The 513-nt window shown below is 70.6% G+C and carries 1 protein-coding gene; it reads right to left on the bottom strand.

Going from position 1 to position 513, the window contains the following annotated elements; translation table 11 throughout:
• A partial coding sequence (locus tag AC1DQ3_RS36735) for a hypothetical protein (RefSeq protein WP_477124981.1) occupies positions 1-513 on the bottom strand: 513 nt, incomplete at both ends.

The following is a 513-nucleotide window of genomic DNA, read 5'->3' as shown; positions in this document are numbered from 1 at the left end:
GGCGCGGCACGGCGTCGCGAATGGCGGCCAGTTCCACGGAGAGCGCCTTGAAGGCCGGCTCGCCGCGCAGTCGGCTTTCCGTGGCGCCCGAGAGCAGGGACAGCTCGCTCAGGCTGAGGCCGGGCCGCTGCTCGYGCAGTCGGCGGGCGTAGGCCAGACTGGCTTCCCCGTCCCGGCGCGGCACGGCGTCGCGAATAGCGTCGAGAATGGCGGCCAGTTCCACGGAGAGCGCCTTGAAGGCCGGCTCGCTACGCAGATGGCTTTCCGCCGCGCCCGAGAGCAGGGACAGCTCGCTCAGGCTGAGGCCGGGCCGCTGCTCGTGCAGTCGGCGGGCGTAGGSCWGACTGGCTTCCCCATCCCGGCGCGGCACGGCGTCGCGAATGGTGGCCAGCCTTGCCTGGGTTTCAGGGGCAATGCCCGCAGGAACGTCCCTCGGGTGTGATAAACGCGCAATCTTCGCTGGGAGGCTGTCGTCGATGGCCGTCTTGCGCTTCTTATGGGGAGTTCGGCCGC

The sequence above is a fragment of the Cupriavidus sp. 01T418 genome (assembly GCF_056398885.1).
The sequence above is the reverse complement of the archived record's forward strand: the minus strand, read 5'-3'. Positions and strand labels throughout refer to the sequence as shown.